This is a genomic window from Bacillus sp. CCNWLW194 (genome assembly GCF_037120585.1).
Taxonomy (GTDB): Bacteria; Bacillota; Bacilli; order Bacillales; family Bacillaceae_G; genus Bacillus_A; species Bacillus_A basilensis.
The window spans coordinates 294,392-316,656 of the sequence record NZ_JBBBBL010000002.1; the positions used below are offsets into that span (position 1 = coordinate 294,392).

The following is a 22,265-nucleotide window of genomic DNA, read 5'->3' on the forward strand; positions in this document are numbered from 1 at the left end:
GGTAAGATAGGTTGATTCACTCTTTTATCGCACATAAAAAGCCGTACAGAGAACATTCTCTGTACGGCTTTCGTTACTATTCATAAACTTCATTTTTCATTATGCTGTTTTATGATACTCTTTCTTTCCCGCCACTTTAGAAAACCTCGGGAAACCAATTAATATAGAAATGATCCCACATACTCCAACTAAGATTGGATAAAATGCATATGGTAACAATTCAATCGGAGATAACGCTGCAAATCCTGCTGCCGTTAACATTTGCGCACCATACGGAATTAATCCTTGCACACAGCATGAGAAAAGGTCTAATACACTCGCTGATTTACGAGGATCAATTTCATATTGATCTGCAATGTTTTTCGCAAGCGGACCTGTAAAGATAATAGAAATTGTATTATTCGCTGTACACATATTCGTCATACCTACTAAACCAGCGATACCGAACTCTGCTCCTTTTTTTGAACGAATGTTACGCGTTAAAATATTCATTAAATATTGAATGCCACCATTATATTGAATCAATTCGACCATACCGCCAATTAAAATAGCAAGTAATACTAACTCCATCATACCGCCCATTCCAGTCGTTACACTTTTAAAGAAACTCTCTAACGTATAACTTCCATCTAAAAGACCGATAACCCCAGATAGTACAGTTCCACCAGTTAACACGATAAGTACATTCCAACCAAGTAGCGCTGTAATAAGTACTCCTGCATACGGTAAAATCTTTATCCAGTCAAAGCTATGCGCTTTAATCTGCGTATCGCTTCCTAAAGTAATGATTACTAATAGTACAATTGTAATAATGGCTGCTGGTAATACAATTAAAAAGTTCGTTTTAAACTTATCTTTCATTTCTGTTCCTTGTGAACGTACAGCTGCGATTGTTGTATCTGAAATAAATGATAAATTATCACCAAACATCGCTCCACCAACAACAGTAGCCATCGTAAGTGCAATTGAGATATCAGTTTGACCACTAATACCTACAGCAATTGGTGCTAATGCGGCAATTGTTCCCATTGAAGTTCCCATCGCTAATGAAATAAATGCCCCTATAATAAAAATTCCAGCTACGATAAATCCTTGCGGTAAAATTGATAACGCTAAGTTAACTGTAGAATCAACGCCGCCCATCCCTTTTGCCGTTTCAGAAAATGCTCCTGCAAGTACAAAGATTAAAACCATAATCATAATATCTGGGTTCCCTGCACCTTTAGCAAATCGTTCTACTTTGATATTAAAGCTTTCTTTACGATTCATTGCTAAAGCGACTCCTACAGCAATTGATATTGCTACAAGTATCGGCAATTTATAGAAATCACCTGTAATAATTCCAGAACCAATAAATAGCGCCAAAAATATCCCAAGTGGTAATAATGCCAAACCATTTCCTCTCGTTTCTTTCAAAGTACCATCTCTCCCTAGTTTCAACCTTTTTTCTACTGAATAACAAAAGACCTCTTCCAACGAGAAGAGGTCTTATACATCTATAAGAAACACTCTTCTCATCTTTCAAGCATATGCTTGCTGGATTTGGCACAGCACTCTGAAATCGAGTCCGCTGCCGAGGCATCGTAGGGCCAGTCCCTCCGCCTCTCTTTATAAGAAGGTTTCATATTTATTTTTTAATAATAATTTCTTCCCTAACTTTACTCGCTTACAAAACAAAAGTCAATTATTTTTTGTATAGATTTTTTTGGTAATTATACAAAAATTTGAATACCACAATCATTTTAACTTTTTGATTTCTTCATCCAATATTGAAATCCAATAAAATTCATTATTTTTTATTGCCGCTATTATCCACTTCGTAGTGTACCAAGCTAACTCATACTCTCCTTTTGTAACATCACCACATTTATAAGCATCCTCTAACTCGTCTTCATCCAATATATACATCTTACCGTTCGGCAATAACACTACATCTAAATATAAATCATCAAAATACGGTAAACCACGGTCATCTATTTCATATTTTTTCGTCACATCAATGTAATATTGTATTAATTTTTTTTGATCATCTAACATAGCTGTAATCGCAAAGTTTTTCCCGTCTATGAAATATTGAATCCACATATACTGATCCCCTGCAATACAAAGTTCTTTACCATCATATTCTTTACAACTAGGTTCTCTCACCTTTTTTATTTCCAGTATTCCTAGTATTCCCTCTTCTATGTTCTTAACCGTATAATCTTTCTCTATTAGTCGCTTCCAGGAAGAACCGTCACCATATTTACGTTTCATTACGTCCGCTCTCCTTCTATATAGAAAAGCCCTCACATATTATGTGAGAGCTTGTTCAAATTATAATTAAGCTGCTTGCTTATTAGAAATTTCCTCTAAATAAGCTTGTCCTTTTTCAGCATCATACTGACCTTCCCACTTAGACATAACTACAGCTGCTAAAGAGTTACCTACAACGTTAACTGCTGTACGAGCCATATCTAAAATACGGTCAATACCGGCGATGAAGGCTAAACCTTCAGCTGGAATACCTACTGTACCAAGTGTCGCTAATAATACAACGAATGATACGCCCGGTACACCCGCGATACCTTTTGATGTAACCATTAATACAAGTAATAATGTAATTTGTTGAGAAATAGATAAATCAATACCGTACATTTGTGCTAAGAAAATAGCTGCAATTGCTTGATATAAAGTTGATCCATCTAAGTTAAATGAATAACCTGTCGGAATAACAAAAGATGTAATTGCTTTCGGACAACCGAACTTTTCCATTTTCTCCATGATTTTCGGTAAAACTGTTTCTGAACTTGCTGTTGAATACGCTAAGATCAGTTCGTCTTTTAAAATTTTAAAGAATTGGAAAATATTAATTCCAAATATTTTCGCTGTAAGTCCTAAGACAACTACTACGAAGAAAATCATTGCTCCGTATACTACAATTAGTAATTTCCCTAACGGAATTAATGAAGCTAAACCAAATGTAGAAACTGTAACACCAATTAATGCGAATACACCAAATGGCGCAAATTTCATAACTTGGTTCGTTACGTAAAACATTGCATCAGCTACACCTTGGAAAAATTGAAGAACCGGTCTTCCTCTTTCACCAATTGCCGCTACACCTAAACCAAATAGTACAGAGAAGAAGATAATAGCAAGCATATCTCCGTCAGCTAATGACTTCATAATGTTCGTTGGAACAATATTTACAAATGTATCTGCAAATGAATGACTTTGTACTTGCTCTGTCGTATGTGTATATTTCGAAATGTCTGTCTTTGTTAACTGCTCCATATTTACGCCTTTTCCTGGTTGGAAAATATTAGCAATTAATAAACCGACAATAATTGCAAGTGTTGTAATAATTTCAAAGTAAATAATTGTTTTACCGCCTAGTCGGCCTAATTTTTTAACATCACCAACACCAGCTACCCCAACAACAATACTTGCTACAACAATCGGTACAACGATCATTTTAATTAATCGGATGAAAATATCACCAATTGGTTGTAAATAGCTCACCACTGCCGGATTGCCAAAGAAAATCGCCCCAACTGCAATACCTAGCGCAAGACCAATTAATATTTGCCATGCAAGTCCTATTCTTTTCATACTTGTTGTAACCCCCTCTTCGATGTTTCACTCTATCTCTCATTCTATCTCTATAAAACTTGAAATTAAGAGTATTACATATTATTCGACAATTCACTACATTTTGTCCCTGTTAAAAATCATAAATCAAAATTTAAAATCTGACAACAAAATAACTTTGCTCGAATGCAAATAATTTTCTTGACAAAAACAAAACCCATGTCAGAAAACCTCACATGAGAACGATCCCTTACTAGTGTTTTATTGGGTTTCCATCTAATATTTCACTATATAAAACAAATCTATTTTTCCCTTTATTTTACAAAATAACTTAAAAATACATCCTTCTTACACAAATTTCAAAAATGCACCTAACATGAAATTTATCGTTGAAAGATGATAAATTCCGACAAAACTTAGCAATTTTATAAAATTTTCTTTACATTATGGTTACAACGATAGACACTCTTCTTCTTATGATATATAACATTCATAGGGAAAGGAGCCAGACAACCATGAAAAAGAAATTTGCAGCGTTCAGCGTTTTAGCAGCAGGAACAATTTTTGTTTCTCCGTTACTTTCACCCGCATACGCTGAAACGAATCAAGATAAATTATCTAATATTCAATCTGAATTAGAAGGAAAACAAAATGACTTACAAAATAAATCAGCCGAGAGAGAACAAATAGAAAAGGAAATTCAAGAATTACAAAAGAAAATCGACGATTTAACTACTTCTATTAATAAAAACGAGGCTGAATTAAACGATACAAAAAAAGAAATTGATAAAACACAACAAGTAATCGCTGAAAAAAAGAAACATATAGAGCAATTACAAACAAACATAGATACACGTCAGGAAGTTATTAAGCAACGTTTGCAATCTATGCAAGAAAAACCTCGTACAAATATCATTACAGAGGTATTAACAACTTCTACAAACATTGCTGATCTTGTTGATAATATGTACTCTGTAAGTTTAATTTTAAACAACGATACCGATATTGTGAAAAAACAAACAACTGACCAAAATGCTGTGACGAAAGAAAAAGAGGCTGTTGAGAAAAAAGAGCAACAACTAAAAGAAGCTGAACAGAAATTAGCTCAAAAACAACAAGAGTTGCAAACGAATCAGCAACAGCAGCAAACCTTTATTAACGATCTACATACGAAAGTAGCAAAAGTAGATTCAGAGATTGAAGGATTAGAAGAATCTAAAGGTATTTTAGAAAATCAGCGTCAAGCTGTTCAAAAAGCAATTGAAGAGGAAAAACGTGCCGAAGAGGCTCGTAAAGCTGAGGAAGCCCGCAAGGCAGAAGAAGCTCGTAAACAAGCTACTACATCTGCTCAAAAAGCTCAAGCAGCTCAAGCAGCTCCAACACCACACGATACAAATATTGGCGGCTTTATTAAGCCAGCAGCTGGATCAAAAACTTCTGGGTTTGGCGTGCGTTCTATAGATAACCATAAAGGAATCGATATCGCAGCTTCAGGAACCGTTCCGATTATTGCCGCTGCTGATGGCGTTGTTATTCGCTCAGAATTATCATCTAGTTATGGAAATGTTGTGTACTTATCTCACCGTATTAACGGAAAAACATACACAACAGTATATGCTCATATGAGTAGCCGTTCTGTATCAAATGGACAAACTGTAAAACAAGGAACTCAACTTGGATTTATGGGGAACACTGGTCAATCATACGGACAGCATTTACACTTCGAACTTCACCTTGGAGAATGGAATGTCGGCAAGACAAACGCAGTTGATCCATCTCCTTATATCGGATTATAGAAAAAAACTCGGTGCATACCGAGTTTTTTATTTACACTTCACACACTATAGGCATTCCACATAGACTACAACTAAATGCCTATATTCTACAGGGTGAATCATATGAATACACAATTACAGCAAAAAAATAGAAGAAGATAGAGAAACTTACATTGGCCGGCTATTTACATTTGGCGATTCAGCATTATTTTTAATCGGATCATTCCTCGTAGTCATCACAGCTTATAAAGCATATAATCGCTTATTAAATACACCTACAGCATAATAAAAAGACGGAGAAAACTCCGTCTTTTTATTATGCAAACATTTTAAATACGCCTATCGCATTTAAAAATACAATAATTACAGTTACTGGAATAACATAACGAAGCAAGAAGAACCAAATATTAAATAATGTTTTCCCTTTCGTTTCCGTAACTTCTAATTCTTTCATTAACATTTCTTTACTCATTTTATTTGGTACAAATAACGAAATAGCTAGTACTCCTAGCGGCAGCAATACGTTACTTACTGAGAAATCGACTAAGTCAAAGAATGTTTTCCCAAATATTTTCACATCACTCATAACGCCAAACGATAATGCTGACGGGATTCCAACTGCAAAAATAAGAATACCGATTAATAATGATGCTGACGGACGCTTTTTCTCATTATCTTTCGCAACAGATGCTACTACAATTTCAAGCATGGAAATCGCAGATGTTAACGTTGCAAAGAAGAATAAAACTAAAAACATAATGAAGAAAAATTGTCCAAATGGTATTTTCGCAAATACTGCTGGAAGGACGATAAACAGTAATCCCGGTCCTTCAGTCGGCTTAACGCCTAATGCGAAAATCGCTGGAAAAATCGCTAATCCTGCAAGTACTGTAATAAAAACAGTTAAACTTACAATAGATGTTGCTGATTTAGCTAAATGTTCTTCTTTCTTCAAATACGAACTATACGTTACCATTACCGAGGCACCTACTGTTAGCGAGAAGAAAGATTGTCCCATCGCATATAAAATCGTATCTGCTGTAAGCTTTGAAAAATCAGGTTTCAAGAAGAACTCTACTCCTGCAAAAGCACCATCAAGTGTTAATGCACGAACAATGATCGCAATAAATAAAATAAATAATAACGGCATCATATACTTACTTGCTTTTTCTATCCCTTTTTCTACACCTTTACTTACAACAAAAATAGTGCAAAGCATAAAGAGAAATTGCGCTCCAATCGCACTTGCTGGATTTGAAATCGTTTCACCAAACAATTTCCCATAATCAACAACACCATTCCAGAAGCTTCCTGTAACACTATAGTATAAGTACAGTAAAATCCATCCACCTACAACACTATAGAAAGAGAGTACACTAAAACAAGTTACAACTCCCATACGACCAATCCAAGGATACAATTTACTATTTGGTACGAGTACTTTATAAGCTGTAACTGCCTCTTTTTGCGTACTACGTCCAATAACAAATTCAGCTAAAAGAAGCGGCATACCTATAAATAAAGTTAATAGTAAAAATACAAGGAAGAATGCGCCTCCCCCGCCATTACCTGCAACATACGGAAATTTCCATATTGCACCAAGACCTACTGCGGCTCCGGCTGCTGCGAGTACAAAGCCTATTTTCGACGTCCATTGCTGTGTTTCTTTCATCATAATTTCTCCTTTTCCGAATATTTAAACTTTTGTTAATTATACACTTTCATTTCATACTCGCACACCTCCTTTAGAAAATAAAAAAGTCCCCTACACGCAAATATGCATGTAGAGGACGATATATGTAATGTTAATACCGTGGTACCACCTCAATTGGATTGATAAATCCCACTTGTTCAAGTACAGGAAAAACTCCGATACTCTATCCTTTTAACGGCGGAACCCGGGTTGCCTACTACAATGTTCAACATACCTCTCGCAAGCCCATTCTGTATATTTTATCGTACCGGGCTCACACCTTACCCCAGCTCTCTGAACGTATCAAATATACATACTCTTCTTGCTCATCGATTTCATCTATTGAAGTTACTTGTGATTATAAATTATATTTTTATAGTTGTAAAGTACAATTTATTCATTATCCTATATGAACTCTTCTCTCTAATTCTTGTAAAAACAATTCTCTTTTTTGTTCATTTTGAACATATATCGACTTTAATACCTCTTGCAACAATATATTTCTCTGCCTTTTCTCTATTTGTAATGCTTTCACTTTTACTCTAACTTCGTATAAAAAATCAAGATACGCTTCATACGCCTCATCATATTTATTTGCGATATCATCACGAATTTTTTTTGCAAGTTTCGGACTTGCCCCTCCGGTAGAAACAGCCACATTCAGTAACCCACGATGAATCGCTGCCGGAAAATGAACATTACCACTTTCCGGGTTCGTAATAACATTTACTAATTGATTCTCTGCGCTATCTTCAGCAATTTGTTCATTTAATACAGCATCACTACTCGCTGCAACAACTAAAAAGGCGTCTTTAATATCACTTTTTTCATACTCCCTTTGATACCAACGAATTTTCTTTTCTTCTACAAGTTTCACTAAATTCGCATCCAATTCAGGACTTATCACAACTATATCTGCACCTTGTTTTAGTAAAGGAATAATTTTAAATCCCGCGACTTTCCCTCCACCAATGACAACAACACGTTTCTTCTCAACTCGCACTGTAAGTGGATACATATTGATCTCCCTTCAATAATTTCTTCGTTTTCTGAATTAACATGTACTGAAACGCTTCATTCTTTCCTAAATACGGACTTATTTTTATCTCATCCAACTCATATTGGCGCACTTCTTTTTCAATATGTTTCATAAGTAAACCTGTAAATAATAAGTAAGGCAGCACAACGATGTTCTTTTCTTTTCGTTCTACAACTTCCTTTAACTTCTCCTCAAATTTTGGCTCTGCAGCCGCTAAATAACAAACTTCTACTTTTTTAATCTTCTCTTCCGTTTGAAATAAAGAAGCGATCCAGCTTATATCTCTTAATACTTCAGGATCACTACTCCCTCTTGCAACGAGAAGTAACGTCACTTCATTCTTATCTTCCTGTTCAATGCCACTTCCGCTATACACCGATTTAACAAGTGTTTCTGATACACCAAACGGATTACCATAGGTCACTTTAACATTCGAAAATTGATTAGTTAACTTCTCCAATTCAAACGGGATATCTGTTTTCACATGACCTGCCGCTAATAAAAAAACTGGAATAACAATAACCTCTGTAGCACCACGCTTCACACATGTACGGAATCCTTCATCAATAGTTGGACTCGCTAACTCTAAAAAACAAACTTCTTGAATACTTGCCTCTACACAGTTCATGCATGACGTAATAAATGCAACCGCTTCTTCTTTAGCTGCTTTCAAGCGACTTCCATGACATATATATAAGACGCCTTTCATTTTATAACACTCCACTTACTTGATACGTACTTTCTGTCTGTTTCTCAAACCAATGGATTTTTTCTCTAAAACGGACGACTTCTCCAATTACAATCATGCTCGGATTTTGAATTTGTTCTTTTTTCGCAACATCTACAATTGTTCCTAACGTCCCTACAACTGTGCGCTGCATAGATGTCGTTCCACGCTCAATAATAGCAGCAGGCGTCCTTTTATCTTTTCCATGCTTCATCAGTTGTTCACATATGTAGGGTAAATTGCTAACCCCCATATATACAGCTAAAGTCTCTATACCTTTCGCTAAATTTTCCCACTTCACTTCCTCTTCAGCATCTTCTTTCCTATGCCCTGTCACAATAGCAAAACTCGCACTTGCATCACGATGCGTCACCGGAATACCAGCATATGCAGGTGCAGCTATTCCAGCTGAAATACCTGGAACAACTTCAAATGGTACACCTTGCTTTGCTAGCGCTTCCGCCTCTTCTCCTCCTCTACCAAATATAAATGGATCACCGCCCTTAAGCCTCGTTACAACTTTTCCTTTTTTCGCATATTTAATAAGAAACGTATTAATTGTCTCTTGCTTCATCGTGTGATAATTCGGGAGTTTCCCGCAATAAATCAAATCCGCTTCAGGCTTTGCGTATGATAGCAACTCTTTATTCACGAGACGGTCGTATAAAATAACATCTGCCTTCTCAATACACTTCAATCCTTTTACAGTAATTAAATCTGGATCACCAGGGCCTGCTCCAACGATATATACTTTTCCCATCATCTCTCCTCATTTCTACTATTAAAGTGAAACTTCCATCCTTATATATGAATGGAAGTTTTCATTTCTTCATATTTCAATGTTCCTTACTCGTGAATAACAAAGGCTGCGCTTTTTCGAATTTTCTTTTTTTCAAATAAAGCAATCTCCTTTACCTCTGGTAACGGTAAAAAATGTTTTTCAAGTTCAATCTCCGCCATCTTAAATGCATGTTCTTCACTTTCAGCAACAACAACAATTGGCACAATACTATTTACTAATACAGCTTCAAATCGATATAAATCCATATTGTCCCTCCTAAGACGCTATTACTTCTTCTAACACGTTATTTAACGCTATTTGTAATGTCTCTACACCCACACGGCCCACAAAATCATAAAATGTTTCAGCCGGTAATTTATTTTCTTTGAAATAACTTATAAATGATGCGAGTACATCAGGTAGATCCTCGCCATCTATTTTTCCTTTTAACTTTTGATTATAAGCACCGCCATCTAACAACGTTCCACCTACATATATTTCAAATGCTTCAACGATTCCTTTTTCCTTCGTTTTCATTTTCACACCTTGCAATCCTATGTCAGCGATTTGACGTTGACCACACGAATTCGGGCATCCTACCATATGAATACGAACCGGAACATCGAGTGCAATTTGTGTATCTAAGTATTCGGCAATTTTTCGCAATCTTTCTTTCGTTTCTACTAAAGCAAGATTACAATATTCAATACCAGTACAAGAAACCGCATGACCAATAAACGATTTTGGACTTGCTGATATTGCTTCAAACAACGGTTCATTTAGCAAACCAGTTACATTCTCTGGCAGAACATTCGGAATAATGAAGTTTTGCGAATTACATGTACGAATTTGTCCATTCCCATACTGTTTAGCAATTCTTGCAATTTCAAACATTTCTTCTGCATGTAGGCGTCCTACCGGCACATTAAAACCTACATATTTTAATCCCTCTTGTTTTTGATTTTGAACACCATAAAAGTATCCTGCATTCCAGCCTTTGACTGCACTTTCTCCTTTACTTTGCAATGGTCCTGTATACTCTATTAGTTTCTCTTTAAACTTCTCTGCTCCCCAGTCTGCAACAAGAAATTTCAAACGAGCTAAATGACGTTTTTCACGGTATCCAAAATCACGGAATATCGTAGCAATCCCAATCGCTACTGCCTTCACTTCTTCTGGTAAAACGAATACATCTAATTCATCAGCTAAATACGGACGAGCTGATAATCCACCGCCTACTTTTATATGAAAACCAACTTTTTTCACACCATCTATTTCTTTCGTAGCAGGTGTAAATGCAACACAGTTAATCTCTGCGTTAGCTGAGTTATAAATGTTAGAACTAATAGACATTTTAAATTTACGTGGTAAGTTAGAAAACTCTTCATTATGTTGGAAATAGTCATATACCTCTTTCACAATACCAGTTGTATCAAACAGTTCATTTGCATCAATGCCAGCAAGTGGATTCCCTGTAATATTACGCGTTATATCACCACACGCCCCAGCTGAAGATAACCCAACTCTTGCTAACCTTTTAAAAATATCTGGAATGTGCCCAATTTCCAACCAATGAAACTGAATCGCTTGTCTTGTAGTAATATCTATTACGTCGCGCCCATAATCCTCAGCGATAGAAGCAAGCACTTCTGCCTGTGCATTCGTAATAACCCCTGAAGGAATATTTACACGCATCATAAAATAACCAGCTTCTTTCGGTCTTTGTAAATACAACCCTGCCCATTTGAATGCGTCCCATTCTTCTTTCGGAATAGATTCGAAGCCATTCTCTGCATAGTAAGGAATATCATTAAAGATTTCCAATCCATCTTTTTTTAATTTATTTTTCTCAGTTTGATTTAATTTTTCATTGTTAGCCCATACTTTTTCATAACTCATTTTTTATCCCCCTATATAAAGTGAAACTTTAATCAGTGGGGAGTGTTCATCCTCCACTGATTATTAGTTGAATCAATCGGGCATTTACGGGCAGTTCATCTCCCACCTAACTTCTTTGCCCTAGCCAAATTTTGAGATGGGAGTTTTACTGCCCGGTAAATAGCGGGGTAAAACTACGCTCTTGTAAGTACTTCACGATTTGTTCTGCACATTCTTCAATAGAATACTTGTGCGTTTCTACGATTAATTCCGCTTTCTCTGGTTCCTCATACGGTGAATCGATACCTGTAAACTCTTTAATATCACCTTTTCTTGCTTTTTTATAAAGCCCTTTCGGATCACGTTTCTCACACTCTTCAATTGGACATTTTACAAATACTTCTATAAACTCATCGGCAGCTAATAGATCTCTTACTTGTTTTCGGTCTACTCGAAACGGTGAAATAAACGCTGTAAGAACAACAGTACCTTGATCTACAAATAGCTTCGCCACTTCGCCAATCCGTCTTATATTTTCCATACGATCACTTTCAGAAAAACCTAAGTCTTTATTTAAACCGTGGCGTATATTATCTCCATCAAGTACATAGTTTCCAATATTCTTTTCAAATAGTTTACGAGCAACCGCGTTCGCTACTGTAGATTTACCCGAAGCTGATAAACCAGTAAACCAAATCACAAAACTATGATGCCCATTCTTCACTCTTCTCTCATCTTTTGAAACAGAAGCTGTATGCCAAGTAATATTCGTGTCCATCTCATTCTCTCCCTATTCTGTTACTACTTCTTTTTTCAAACCTTTAATTAGTACTTCCACTACTTCTTTACGACTAAATGTACTTGGCGGAACTTCACCGTTTCTTAATAGTTCTCTTACTTTCGTACCCGATAAAATAACATGATCCTCTTTCCCGTGCGGGCATGTTTTCGTCGAAGCCATCGCTTCACATTTCGCACAGTAAAAACTATGTTCAAAAAATAACGGTGTAATCCCTAACTCTTCCACTGTAAAGTTTGTAAAAATTTCTTGCGCTTCATAAGTACCGTAATAATCTCCTACCCCTGCATGATCACGTCCTACAATAAAGTGAGTGCATCCAAAATTCTTTCTGACTAATGCATGAAATATCGCTTCCCTCGGTCCTGCGTAACGCATTGCTGCAGGAAATACACTTAAAAAGACACGATCTTTCGGATAATAGTTTTGAAGTAATACTTCGTAGCTTTCCATTCTTACATCAGCAGGAATATCGTCCGACTTCGTTTCTCCAACGAGCGGATTTAAAAAGAGGCCATCTACAATTTCAAGAGCAGATTTTTGAATATATTCATGGGCACGATGTACCGGATTTCTCGTTTGGAATCCGACTATCGTTTTCCAACCACGTTTTTTAAATTCTTCCCTCGTTTCAATTGGATCTAAATGATAAGAAGGAAACGGATTATTTTCAAAACGTTTTGTAAGAATAATAGTTCCTCCAACGTAAACGTTAGGTCTTTCGTATAATTTTTTCACTCCAGGATGAGCCTCATCCGTCGTTTTATACACTAATAACGCTTCTTTTTCCTTATCAGGCACAAAAACATCTTCTATTTGAATAACACCATATACATTTCCACCGTTAACAAGTTTTACTTCCTCTCCAGCTTTTAGAGTCTCTGCAACTTCTTCTGTGACTGGTAATGTAATTGGTATACTCCAAACGCTCCCATTTGCTAAACGAAGCGTTTCTACAACCGAATCATAATCTTTCTTTCCTAAAAAACCAGTAAGCGGGCTATATCCCCCTGTCGCTAATAGCTCTAAATCACTTAAAGCAATGTTATCTAGTTGAATTTCTTTTTCAATTTGTGATACGTCGTATGTCTCGTCTATTCGATTTATTAATTCGTTTACTGTACTCATTTTCTATACCCTCTCTTAGCTTTATTTTCAAATTCATCTTATTGGTAATGAAGGCCACATTCTGTTTTCACTTTCCCAGCCCATCTACCATCTCTCGAATCGCCACCCTCTCCTACAGGCAGCGTACACTTCTCACACCCAATACTTGGATATCCAATATCATGCAATGGGTTATACGGCAAGCTATGTTTGTATACATATCGCCATACCTCTTTCCACGTCCAATGAATGAGCGGACAAACTTTAATAGATTGAAAGCGATGATCGTGATTTATAAACCTTGTATGCTTACGGTTTTCTGATTGTTCCCTTCTCAATCCTGATATCCACGCTTTTTCATTTGCCAATGATTCTTCTAAAGGTAAAACTTTTCTAATCTTACAACAAAGATTGGGATTGTTTTCCCACAGCCTATCACCATGCAATTTTGCTTGTTCATCAAGTGTAAGTTTTGGCTGTTTTTCTATAATATTCAATGAAGGAAATCGTTCCCGCACTTTTTGAATTAATTCATACGTTTCTTGAAAATGTACGTTTGTATCCAAAAATACAACTTTAGCAGATGGATTTACTTGGTTTATAAGATGCAGTAATACCATACTTTCCACTCCAAAGCTACATGCGTATACAATTTCATCTTTATACTCTTTATAAGCCCAACTTAATACTGACAGCGCGCCTTTCGTTTCATCTTCTTCTGAAAATGAAACCGCATTTTCTTCCCACGTTTCATACGTCAACATGTTTTTTCCCCCTGTAAAAGCAAAAAGGCGGTTTTAACCTAATAAAATAGGTTAAAACCGCCTCTAGTTTTTCTAGTCAGCGCTTTTTTACTTTAAACGTACTTTTTCACTTTTTTCTAATTGAATGACTTTTCCATCTTGCACAACAATTGTAATTGAACCATATTTCATATCAGCAAGCATCGCTTGAATTTTCTCAGATACTTCCTCATAATGTTCCCGTACACTCACGCGAACAGCCCCCCTTTTTATTCATAAAAAAAATCTTTCCCATTTCGAAAAGACTGTTCGGTAATATATTTTACCTTATCTTTCAAAATGGATTCCATTTTGCTGGATTTAGCACCTTGCTTTCTATAAGCAGGTTGCCGAGCTTCGTCGGGCCAGTTCCCTCCGCTTCTCTTGATAAGCTTTGTATTTGTATTTTATCACAATTCTGATTTTTTTCAATCCTAGTTTTCCGATATATTTTAATTATTTTATTTTATAAAAAAGGAATTGCCCATCCGAACAACTCCTTTTCCCCATTTAAACAAGTTCTTTAATACGTATGCGATCGTTCCCAATAATATTTTCATATGTTTCGCGCTCTACAACAATTTGTGATGTTCCACCTTTTGCAAAGACGACGGCTGGTCTTCGAATACGGTTATAATTATTTGCCATTGAATACCCATATGCTCCCGTACAAGAAACTGCTAATAAATCGGCAGAAGCAACTTTCGGTAGAGTAATATCCCAAATCAACATATCTCCACTCTCACAGCACTTCCCAGCAATCGAAACGATTTCCTCATTCTCATCATTCCCTCGATTTGCTAACATAGCTTCATAACGAGCGTTATATAAAGCTGGTCTTAAATTATCAGTCATCCCACCATCCACTGATACATATTTCCGAATACCAGGAATGTCTTTCACAGATCCGACTGTATAAATTGTCGTTCCAGCATCACCTACAATACTACGGCCTGGCTCAACCCATATTTCTGGCAATGGATAATTATATACTGTAAATTGTTCTCTCACTGCACTTGTTACAGCTCGCACATATGTCTCAAGAGTTAATGGTGTATCTGACTCTGTGTAGCGTATTCCGAATCCTCCGCCCACATTTAGCACTTTTACTACATAGTTCGTTCGCTCTCTCACTTCTTCTAAAAATTGATGAAGAACTTCAATCGCTCGAACAAATCCAGCCGTTTCAAATATTTGCGATCCGATATGTGAATGAATTCCTAACACATTATAATTTGATTTTTGTAAAGCAAGTTCAATGGCTTGCATTGCTTGACCATTTGAAACGCCAAATCCAAATTTCGAATCATCTTGACCTGTTGTAATATATTCATGTGTGTGTGCCTCTACTCCAGGCGTTACACGGATTAATATGTTCACAAATTTCCCGTGTTGCACCGCTAAATCATACAAAATTTCTAATTCCAAGAAATTATCTACGACAAAACAACCAATATTCGCCTGAAGAGCCATCACGATCTCTTCTTCTGTTTTATTATTGCCGTGAAAATGAATACGCGATGCCGGAAATCCTGCTTGAAGCGCAGTATATAATTCCCCTCCAGAAACAACGTCTAATGACATATTCTCTTCACGAGCTACTCGGCACATCTCCATGCACAAGAACGCCTTGCTTGCATATGCTACTTGATAAGAGAACCCACTTTCTTTAAAAGCACGATGAAACGCGCGGCACTTTCCTCGAATTGACTCTTCATCGTATACATAAAGCGGTGTTCCGTATTGTTTTGCTAGCTGCGTCGTATCGCACCCTCCAATTTCTAAGTGTCCTTGCCCATTGATTCGGCTTGTGCCGTGTAAATACATTTGAATTCCTCCCTTATTTCCTCTAAAACTCATAACCCCAATCTTCTATTCATTGCAGCACGCTTTTAGATAGACAAAAAACGCGCGGAACAATGTTCACACGCGTTTCTTATTAGGAAAAATATATATTGAAAAAATAAACGAGTTGTTATCTCCTCAAAATAAGAAACCGCATCAACATCTCCAAATAGCTCTCCATAAAATAAATCTTATGACAGTACTACATTTATTCAATGCAGTCCCAATATATGAATAAGATGGTTATTCTTATATTTCGGCAATAGTCCCTTTCAACCTATGATCACAGATTCCATTAAATCTCCCATAGCTTACTCTTTCCTATCGCGGCCTCTACCTTTGAGAGTAGATGAGGTAAGTCTATTTAATTTTCAAACATCTAATTGTTGCTATTAACAATACCAAAGGACCATTTTATTTGTCAAACAATTTTTTATATTGTTTTTTTACAGTTTAGTTTCGTATCATTCGGTAAGCGCTTTACTAAAATCTTTGTCACTTCCCATTCGCCTTCGTCGTTATTAAATGTAATCGTTACCTTCTCAAATGGTGGAGCAATTTTCCCAGCGACTCGTTCATACTTCGTTACTTCAATAGCCGCTTGAAATAAATATGTACCGCTATACACTTTTTTTAAACTAATAATTTTTGGACATTGATACGGCTTCAAGCTCCCATATTGTTTTTCAATTGCTTTATTTATTTTCGGAAATAAAACAGAATAAAGGGCATCTTCCATAAGAGGTGCATCATATTGGGCTACCGACACACTCGGTGAAGCAAAAAGTATAACACTACTGCATACTATACAATATAATAATTTTCGCATTATAACCTCCGTATTGTTACACGATTCTTTCTACGCACGATAATTATCATACATAGAAACTCCGTTTTATTGTCTCCTACTGCCCTTTTTCTACTCAATTATTATAAAAAAGCCCACAACTCTCTTTTATTTTCGTATAATGATACTCATAGTATAATAAACATAATAACAAAGGACTGTTCGTATATATAAAATGAGGCGCCACTCAAACCGGCTCACAAGAACTGTCATGCTTTTTAGGAGAGGAGTATATTATGCTACAACGTCTGTTTCCAAAACTGCGATTTGCACTCGTTGCAGTCGTTTTATTATGGATAAAAACATATATTGTGTACAAGCTAGCATTTGATATTAAAATTGATAATTTCTTTGAAGAGTTTATGCTTTTTATTAATCCACTGGCTGCGTTACTTTTATTTTTCGGTTTTTCTTTATTTGCATCTAAGCACCGAAACCGCATTATAATTGGAATCAGTTTTATACTATCATTCATTTTATTCGGAAATGCAATGTTCTATGGGTTTTATAACGATTTCGTTACATTCCCAGTATTATTCCAAACAAATAACATGGCTGATTTAGGGACAAGTATAAAAGAACTCTTTACGTATAAAACATTACTTTTATTTGCAGATGCGATTATTTTAATGTTTCTTTCGCGTAAATTCCCGGCATTTTGCGACAAGACGCCGCTTTCTCGCTCTGAGAAGCGAACTTTCTTTAGCGGTGTAACAGCTCTATTAGCACTACAGATTGTTGTTTCCGTTATTTATAAACCACAAATGTTCTCACGCTCATTTGACCGTCAAACTGTCGTGAAAAATTTAGGTTTATACACATATCATCTATTCGATATTACACTTCAATCGAAATCTTCAGCTGAACGTGTATTTGCAAGTGGGGACGGGTTCTCCGAAATTAAAAACTATACAGACTCAAAAGATAAACAAGTTGATAAGAACTTATTTGGAGCTGCCAAAGGTAAAAATGTAATTTTGATTTCAATGGAATCTACACAAAGTTTTGTTATTAATAAAAAAATAAATGGAAAAGAAATTACTCCATTTTTAAATGAATTTATTAAAGATAGTTTTTATTTCGATAACTTCTATCATCAAACAGGACAAGGTAAAACTTCTGATGCTGAATTTATCGTTGAAAATTCACTTTATCCGTTAGACCGCGGTTCTGTATTCTTTACTCATGCAACAAATGAATATACCGCTACACCAGAACAATTAAAGAAATACGGATATTCTTCTGCTGTCTTCCATTCAAACGATAAAACGTTTTGGAATCGTGATGTAATGTATCCTGCACTTGGATATGATCGTTACTTTAATTTAAATGATTACGTAGGCACAGAACAAATGTCTGTCGGTTGGGGGTTAAAAGATAAAGAGTTCTTTGAACAATCTATTCCACAACTAAAATCTTTACCACAACCGTTCTATACAAAATTCATTACTTTAACAAACCATTTTCCATTTCTTCTAAATCCAGAAGATCAATATGTTGATGAGTTTAATTCAGAAAGTGGTGTTGTAAACCGTTACTTCCCAACTGTTCGTTACACGGATGAAGCTCTTAAACTGTTTATTAAACAATTAAAAGAAGATGGGCTGTATGATAATTCAGTTATTATCATTTATGGAGACCATTACGGTATTTCTGAAAATCATAACGCAGCTATGGCTCAATTCCTTGGGAAAGACGCTATTACACCGTTTGATTCTATGCAATTACAACGCGTCCCTCTCATTATTCATGTACCTGGTCAAGAAGGAAAAGTCATTTCTAAAGTATCTGGTCAAATTGATATTAAACCAACGCTACTTCATTTACTTGGTATTAAAACAAATCAATCAGTTGAATTTGGAACTGACTTATTTATTAAAGAAGAAGACCCACTTATGGTAATGCGTGATGGTAGCTTCGTTTCAAAAGATTATGTTTATACAAAAAACATGTGCTATAAACGAAATACAGGTGAAGAGGCGGACATTTCATTATGTCAACCAAATATTGAAAAAGCAAAAACTGAATTGAAACTCTCCGACAAACTCATTTATGGAGATTTATTACGTTTCGATCCTAACAATCGGTATAAAACCGGAACGATGACAACGAGATTTGAATAATACAAGAAGCAACTTTATAAAAGTTGCTTCTTTTTTTACTTATTTTTCAAATTATTCTTCTATGAAATCTTTCACAAATTGGGAATTTCTTTCGTATGAGGAAGAAATTTATGGTATGATAAAATAAGTAAACTTTCATACACTAATTAAGAATTTATTACAGAAAGCAAGGGATCAGATTTTGTATAGAGCAGCTATTCCAAACTTATTTACGCTCGGAAATTTATATAGTGGATTCTTGTCAATCGGCTATGCATCTTTAGGATATTATAAATCAGCTGCTATTTTAGTACTTATCGGGATGATGTTAGATAGTCTTGATGGGCGTGTTGCTCGTTTATTACGTGTTGATTCACAAATGGGAAAAGAGCTCGACTCACTTGCAGATGTCGTAACATTTGGTGCAGCACCTGCTGTTTTAATGTATTACACATCTTTCTCCAACTACGGAATCATCGGTCTATACATAGCGGGATTATTCCCTCTTTTCGGGGCATATCGTTTAGCACGATTTAATGTAACACCATCTTCTACTTCAATGAAATATTTCACTGGGGTACCGATTACAGCAGCGGGTGGGCTTGTTGCTTTCTTAACATTATTTTCACATACCATTCCAAAAATCGTTCTTATTACAGTATTTGTAACGTTCGCATTTTTAATGGTAAGCCGCATTCGTATCCCAAGTTTAAAAGATGTACCAATTCCACGATATAGCATCATTATTACACTATTTTTAGTTGGAATCATTATTACAATGTACCAAACAGGGTTCGGTAATTTTTCTGTTTTCTTATTCATTGCTATTCCACTCTATATTTTGTATATGCTATCTCAATTTCTTAGACAAAGACCATCTAAAAGAGCAAATAAAGAAAAATAAAAAAACCTTCCGATTCCGGAAGGTTTCTTTTTATTTTGTAACCAATACTTTTTGATTTACAGGTGTTACAGGCTCTTCACCGTTTAATACGGCTAAAATATTTCTTACTGCCATTTCAGCCATCGCATCGCGCGTTTCAAATGTTGCATTTCCTACGTGAGGAGCAAGTACTACATTCTTTAATTCTTTTAGCTCTTCTGTAATTTTCGGTTCAAATTCAAACACGTCAAGAGCTGCCCCTTCAATTTCATTCGTTTTTAATGCTTGAGCAAGTGCCGCTTCATTCATAATTGGTCCACGTGAGGCATTTACAATGTACGCTGTTTTCTTCATCATTTTAAACTGCTTTTCATCAATCATATGATGCAATTTCGGATTATACGCACAGTTAATTGTAATAAAGTCTGCCGTTTGTAACAATTCTTCCAATGTTACATATGTTGCTTCCAGTTCACTTTCAGCTGCAGGTTTTCGATTTGGTCCTGTATATAAAACATTCATTCCGAACGCTTTCGCACGCTTTGCAACTGCCTTTCCGATTTCTCCAAGGCCAATAATTCCAATTGTTTTACCATGTACTTCGCGGCCTAAGAAAAATAATGGAGCCCATCCGTTAAATCCAGTTGTACGACATAGCGTATCACCTTCAGGAATTCTACGTGCAGCTGCTAAAAGAAGTGCAAATGTTAATTCTGCTGTCGCTTCAGTTGATACTTTCGGTGTATTCGTTACCGCAATCCCTTTTCCTCCGGCATACGAGTAATCAATATTATCGTAACCAGCACCGTAGTTTGCAACAATCTTCAAATTAGGTGCCGCATCAATCACTTCTTTTGTCACCTTTGTAGAAAGTAGGCTTAACAATGCATCTTTATCTTTTACACGCTCTGTTAATTCATCTAAAGAAATTAGCGCCTCTTTATCATACATTTCTATATCATGATCTTTTAATAATTCTAATCCGATTGCTGGAATTTTCCCTGCTACTAATATTTTTGCCACTACTAACACCTCTTCTATAGAAAATAAGATATCTCTTATATTTCATTGTAAGAAATCCACATATAAAAACCAAGGAATTTGATTATAGTTTTGAAAATCGACACTTTTCCATGAAAAAAGAGGAGATGTAACTCTCCCCTCTTCTTACGCTTTTTCCTGCGATGCTTTTCCGAGCTTCACATCAATCGTTCCTTCTGCAACTGTATCGCTAATTTGCTCCTCAATAACTGACTGAGCAGTATTCGTTGTTTCAGAAGTATACGCTTGTTGCTGTGCACCTTGTACATTTTGTTTATTTTGTTGTTTCGCCATTTCTTTCCCTCCTTTTTATTCTTTCTTATTTTGAACAAAAAGGAGGGTTTTCATCAAAAAATCGTAGTTCATTTTGAAATTGTTACTACTTCTTCCAGTAATCTCATCGTTCTTACTCTTTTCGTAAATGTAGCTAAGTGAGAAATATCATGATTACGTAATGTATTTATATTCTCTTCCACATATTTCCCTAAATCATTCGGATAATGAGCATCCGAGGAGAGAGTAATCGGAACACCATGCTTAGCTAATACTTGTAAATACAGCGGACTCGGGCACATTTCTCGCACAGGATAGCGATAGTACAATCCCGCATTTATTTCCGTTGCCGTATTTGTTTCTACTAATGCACGCGCAATTTCCTTATAATAAGAAAGTTGTTCATTCTCATCTAACCGATAATTAAATACTTTTATGTTATCAAGATGAGCTATAATATCAAATAACTCAGAGCGAACCGCACTCTCTACAGTTTTGAAAAACGTATCATATAAAGCACATAATTCATGTTCCTCAAAATATTCTTGCGTATCTGGATTATCAAATCCCCATCCATTTAAAAAATGAACAGATCCAATTACATAATCAAAGTCTCCTAATGCCAGTAAAGATTGTAATTCTTGTTCACCACCAATAAAATAATCCGCTTCAATTCCAAGTTTAAGCGTAACCCCTCTTTTACTCCATCGTTCTTTCGCTTCTTCAATTGCTTTTGTAAAATCATGTAGTGACGCTACCCTTACTTGGTCTAACCATTCCTTCTGCAAACGTCCAAGCTTAGAATCACTAATATCGACATATCTTTCATAGTATTCTTTTGCTTCATAAAAACGGTATAAATGATCGACAATACCAACTTCTTTTATACCTTTTCGCAAAGCTTCTTCTAAATATAAATCAATCCATTTCGTTGTAAATGGCCCTTCCTTCACACGTCTTTGCAGGCGTTCTTGTGTTTTCACAAGCCATTCCATAGAATGTTTTTCTTCTTTAAGCGGTTCATAATGTTGTAGTGCTTCATTTATTTTAGCTAGCCACCCTATTGAATATGGCCCTTCTTCTAAATGAATGTGATAATCCACCTTCATCTACATTTCCC

General features: G+C 35.9%; 21 protein-coding genes, 3 riboswitches and 1 other annotated feature. Of the genes, 3 read left to right on the forward strand and 18 right to left on the reverse strand.

Annotated elements, in window-relative coordinates; translation table 11 throughout:
- Nucleotides 1-99: 99 nt before the first annotated feature.
- From V7S50_RS04885 to gltP, 3 genes are all read right to left on the reverse strand, one after another.
- Nucleotides 100-1,416: a Na+/H+ antiporter NhaC family protein gene (locus tag V7S50_RS04885; protein WP_242251151.1), complete on the reverse strand. Its 1,317-nt coding sequence runs from the start codon at nt 1,414-1,416 to the stop codon at nt 100-102.
- Nucleotides 1,417-1,511: 95 nt separating this feature from the next.
- Nucleotides 1,512-1,617, reverse strand: a riboswitch (SAM riboswitch).
- Between the two features lie 120 nt (nt 1,618-1,737).
- Nucleotides 1,738-2,256, reverse strand: coding sequence for a DUF402 domain-containing protein (locus tag V7S50_RS04890; protein ID WP_242251149.1), 519 nt, complete (start codon nt 2,254-2,256; stop codon nt 1,738-1,740).
- Between the two features lie 66 nt (nt 2,257-2,322).
- Complete coding sequence (gene gltP, locus V7S50_RS04895; protein WP_242251147.1) at nt 2,323-3,594, reverse strand: glutamate/aspartate:proton symporter GltP; 1,272 nt, start codon at nt 3,592-3,594, stop codon at nt 2,323-2,325.
- Nucleotides 3,595-4,088: 494 nt separating this feature from the next.
- Here gltP and V7S50_RS04900 point away from each other — a divergent pair, with 494 nt between their 5' ends.
- Nucleotides 4,089-5,369, forward strand: a complete 1,281-nt coding sequence (locus tag V7S50_RS04900) for a murein hydrolase activator EnvC family protein (protein ID WP_242251145.1) — start codon at nt 4,089-4,091, stop codon at nt 5,367-5,369.
- Between the two features lie 295 nt (nt 5,370-5,664).
- On the opposite strand, the gene V7S50_RS04905 is transcribed toward V7S50_RS04900, so the two are convergent.
- The 12 genes from V7S50_RS04905 to V7S50_RS04960 form a co-directional block, all read right to left on the reverse strand.
- A complete protein-coding gene (locus V7S50_RS04905) occupies nt 5,665-7,020 on the reverse strand; it encodes a sodium-dependent transporter (protein ID WP_063224438.1) in 1,356 nt (451 codons plus the stop codon).
- Between the two features lie 111 nt (nt 7,021-7,131).
- Nucleotides 7,132-7,380, reverse strand: a binding site (T-box leader).
- 61 nt (nt 7,381-7,441) lie between these two features.
- Nucleotides 7,442-8,059: an NAD(P)-binding protein gene (locus V7S50_RS04910; protein ID WP_242251143.1), complete on the reverse strand. Its 618-nt coding sequence runs from the start codon at nt 8,057-8,059 to the stop codon at nt 7,442-7,444.
- Nucleotides 8,034-8,789, reverse strand: coding sequence for a sirohydrochlorin chelatase (locus V7S50_RS04915; RefSeq protein WP_242251141.1), 756 nt, complete (start codon nt 8,787-8,789; stop codon nt 8,034-8,036). Before V7S50_RS04915 ends, V7S50_RS04910 begins: the two co-directional genes overlap by 26 nt.
- 1 nt (nt 8,790) lies before the next feature.
- A complete protein-coding gene (gene cobA / locus V7S50_RS04920) occupies nt 8,791-9,567 on the reverse strand; it encodes a uroporphyrinogen-III C-methyltransferase (RefSeq protein WP_063224441.1) in 777 nt (258 codons plus the stop codon).
- A gap of 86 nt (nt 9,568-9,653) precedes the next feature.
- The gene (locus tag V7S50_RS04925; RefSeq protein ID WP_242251140.1) at nt 9,654-9,854 is read right to left on the reverse strand and encodes a DUF3906 family protein; all 201 of its coding nucleotides are present in this window, start codon (nt 9,852-9,854) and stop codon (nt 9,654-9,656) included.
- Nucleotides 9,855-9,864: 10 nt separating this feature from the next.
- Nucleotides 9,865-11,487: a nitrite/sulfite reductase gene (locus tag V7S50_RS04930; protein ID WP_242251139.1), complete on the reverse strand. Its 1,623-nt coding sequence runs from the start codon at nt 11,485-11,487 to the stop codon at nt 9,865-9,867.
- A gap of 145 nt (nt 11,488-11,632) precedes the next feature.
- On the reverse strand, nt 11,633-12,244 hold the full coding sequence (gene cysC, locus V7S50_RS04935; RefSeq protein WP_242251137.1) for an adenylyl-sulfate kinase: 612 nt from the start codon (nt 12,242-12,244) through the stop codon (nt 11,633-11,635).
- 12 nt (nt 12,245-12,256) lie between these two features.
- Nucleotides 12,257-13,393 carry a sulfate adenylyltransferase gene (sat, locus tag V7S50_RS04940; RefSeq protein WP_242251136.1) on the reverse strand — a complete coding sequence of 379 codons (1,137 nt, stop codon included), beginning with the start codon at nt 13,391-13,393 and terminating at the stop codon, nt 12,257-12,259.
- A gap of 38 nt (nt 13,394-13,431) precedes the next feature.
- Nucleotides 13,432-14,136: a phosphoadenylyl-sulfate reductase gene (locus tag V7S50_RS04945; RefSeq protein WP_242251135.1), complete on the reverse strand. Its 705-nt coding sequence runs from the start codon at nt 14,134-14,136 to the stop codon at nt 13,432-13,434.
- Nucleotides 14,137-14,223: 87 nt separating this feature from the next.
- The gene (locus V7S50_RS04950; protein ID WP_063224446.1) at nt 14,224-14,367 is read right to left on the reverse strand and encodes a YezD family protein; all 144 of its coding nucleotides are present in this window, start codon (nt 14,365-14,367) and stop codon (nt 14,224-14,226) included.
- Nucleotides 14,368-14,439: 72 nt separating this feature from the next.
- A riboswitch (SAM riboswitch) is annotated at nt 14,440-14,548 on the reverse strand.
- A gap of 116 nt (nt 14,549-14,664) precedes the next feature.
- Complete coding sequence (gene lysA, locus V7S50_RS04955) at nt 14,665-15,981, reverse strand: diaminopimelate decarboxylase (protein ID WP_242251134.1); 1,317 nt, start codon at nt 15,979-15,981, stop codon at nt 14,665-14,667.
- 180 nt (nt 15,982-16,161) lie between these two features.
- A riboswitch (Lysine riboswitch) is annotated at nt 16,162-16,343 on the reverse strand.
- 89 nt (nt 16,344-16,432) lie between these two features.
- Nucleotides 16,433-16,828, reverse strand: coding sequence for a DUF3888 domain-containing protein (locus V7S50_RS04960; RefSeq protein WP_242251133.1), 396 nt, complete (start codon nt 16,826-16,828; stop codon nt 16,433-16,435).
- Between the two features lie 254 nt (nt 16,829-17,082).
- On the opposite strand from V7S50_RS04960, the gene V7S50_RS04965 reads away from it, so the two are divergent.
- Nucleotides 17,083-18,969 carry an LTA synthase family protein gene (locus V7S50_RS04965; protein ID WP_242251132.1) on the forward strand — a complete coding sequence of 629 codons (1,887 nt, stop codon included), beginning with the start codon at nt 17,083-17,085 and terminating at the stop codon, nt 18,967-18,969.
- A gap of 181 nt (nt 18,970-19,150) precedes the next feature.
- Nucleotides 19,151-19,852, forward strand: coding sequence for a CDP-diacylglycerol--serine O-phosphatidyltransferase (gene pssA / locus V7S50_RS04970; RefSeq protein ID WP_000285422.1), 702 nt, complete (start codon nt 19,151-19,153; stop codon nt 19,850-19,852).
- A 30-nt stretch (nt 19,853-19,882) separates the two neighbouring features.
- Here the strand turns inward: pssA and V7S50_RS04975 are convergent, their stop codons facing one another.
- The 3 genes from V7S50_RS04975 to V7S50_RS04985 form a co-directional block, all read right to left on the reverse strand.
- Nucleotides 19,883-20,854, reverse strand: coding sequence for an NAD(P)-dependent oxidoreductase (locus tag V7S50_RS04975; protein ID WP_242251131.1), 972 nt, complete (start codon nt 20,852-20,854; stop codon nt 19,883-19,885).
- 144 nt (nt 20,855-20,998) lie between these two features.
- Entirely contained in the window at nt 20,999-21,166 is a 168-nt protein-coding gene (locus tag V7S50_RS04980; protein ID WP_212957325.1) for a YozQ family protein, read from the reverse strand.
- Between the two features lie 68 nt (nt 21,167-21,234).
- Complete coding sequence (locus V7S50_RS04985) at nt 21,235-22,254, reverse strand: histidinol phosphate phosphatase domain-containing protein (protein WP_242251130.1); 1,020 nt, start codon at nt 22,252-22,254, stop codon at nt 21,235-21,237.
- Nucleotides 22,255-22,265: the final 11 nt, after the last annotated feature.

Bases quoted from the DNA above. Each gene is read 5' to 3' on its own strand.
- lysA (WP_242251134.1), bottom strand. From the start codon at position 15,981: ATGTATTTACACGGCACAAGCCGAATCAATGGGCAAGGACACTTAGAA.
- V7S50_RS04965 (WP_242251132.1), top strand. From the start codon at position 17,083: ATGCTACAACGTCTGTTTCCAAAACTGCGATTTGCACTCGTTGCAGTC.
- V7S50_RS04980 (WP_212957325.1), bottom strand. From the start codon at position 21,166: ATGGCGAAACAACAAAATAAACAAAATGTACAAGGTGCACAGCAACAA.
- sat (WP_242251136.1), bottom strand. From the start codon at position 13,393: ATGAGTACAGTAAACGAATTAATAAATCGAATAGACGAGACATACGAC.
- V7S50_RS04960 (WP_242251133.1), bottom strand. From the start codon at position 16,828: ATGCGAAAATTATTATATTGTATAGTATGCAGTAGTGTTATACTTTTT.
- gltP (WP_242251147.1), bottom strand. From the start codon at position 3,594: ATGAAAAGAATAGGACTTGCATGGCAAATATTAATTGGTCTTGCGCTA.
- cobA (WP_063224441.1), bottom strand. From the start codon at position 9,567: ATGGGAAAAGTATATATCGTTGGAGCAGGCCCTGGTGATCCAGATTTA.
- V7S50_RS04930 (WP_242251139.1), bottom strand. From the start codon at position 11,487: ATGAGTTATGAAAAAGTATGGGCTAACAATGAAAAATTAAATCAAACT.
- V7S50_RS04915 (WP_242251141.1), bottom strand. From the start codon at position 8,789: ATGAAAGGCGTCTTATATATATGTCATGGAAGTCGCTTGAAAGCAGCT.
- V7S50_RS04890 (WP_242251149.1), bottom strand. From the start codon at position 2,256: ATGAAACGTAAATATGGTGACGGTTCTTCCTGGAAGCGACTAATAGAG.
- V7S50_RS04945 (WP_242251135.1), bottom strand. From the start codon at position 14,136: ATGTTGACGTATGAAACGTGGGAAGAAAATGCGGTTTCATTTTCAGAA.
- V7S50_RS04910 (WP_242251143.1), bottom strand. From the start codon at position 8,059: ATGTATCCACTTACAGTGCGAGTTGAGAAGAAACGTGTTGTTGTCATT.
- V7S50_RS04905 (WP_063224438.1), bottom strand. From the start codon at position 7,020: ATGAAAGAAACACAGCAATGGACGTCGAAAATAGGCTTTGTACTCGCA.
- V7S50_RS04925 (WP_242251140.1), bottom strand. From the start codon at position 9,854: ATGGATTTATATCGATTTGAAGCTGTATTAGTAAATAGTATTGTGCCA.
- V7S50_RS04900 (WP_242251145.1), top strand. From the start codon at position 4,089: ATGAAAAAGAAATTTGCAGCGTTCAGCGTTTTAGCAGCAGGAACAATT.
- cysC (WP_242251137.1), bottom strand. From the start codon at position 12,244: ATGGACACGAATATTACTTGGCATACAGCTTCTGTTTCAAAAGATGAG.
- V7S50_RS04985 (WP_242251130.1), bottom strand. From the start codon at position 22,254: ATGAAGGTGGATTATCACATTCATTTAGAAGAAGGGCCATATTCAATA.